The organism is Tannerella forsythia (assembly GCF_003860135.1).
In the GTDB taxonomy this organism is placed as follows: domain Bacteria; phylum Bacteroidota; class Bacteroidia; order Bacteroidales; family Tannerellaceae; genus Tannerella; species Tannerella forsythia_A.
In genome coordinates, this window is sequence record NZ_RQYN01000157.1 from 1 (window position 1) to 518 (window position 518).

Annotated in this window: 1 protein-coding gene; it reads left to right on the forward strand. The window is 57.9% G+C overall.

Features of this window, described 5'->3' with window-relative positions:
* Positions 1-518: leucine-rich repeat protein (locus tag EII41_RS13780; protein WP_148091774.1), on the forward strand; the 518-nt coding region annotated here is incomplete at both ends.

The following is a 518-nucleotide window of genomic DNA, read 5'->3' on the forward strand; positions in this document are numbered from 1 at the left end:
CGTCCGTGTCACGACCGAACAATCGACGCTGAATCACTCCGTGGGCGCCTATTACGCGTCGGAAGGAAACAAGCCTTCGGGCCACGTGACCGTCCCCGCCACGGTGAGCCACGGCGGAAGGACGTATCAGGTAACGGCCATCGGCAGTGTCGTCTTTCGCGGATGCCGCGGCATAACGTCCGTCACCCTCGCCAAGAGCATCACCAAAATCAAAGATCATGCTTTCGAGAAATGTACGGGGCTGAAAGAAGTCGTCGTAGCATGGAATGCCCCGATTGCCATTGCCGCCGACGTGTTTCAAGATGTGCCGCTCCATGAGGTGAAACTGACTGTTCCCGCGGGAAAGAAAGCGGCCTATACATCGGCCGCCGTATGGAAGAATTTCAACCCCATCGTAGAAGAAGGAAGCGCGCCGCCGGGCCCGGCTCTTCCCTACGACTTCGAAGCCGGCGGACTGTATTATAAGAAGACATCGGGCAGCACCGTCCGTGTCACGACCGAACAATCGACGCTGAATC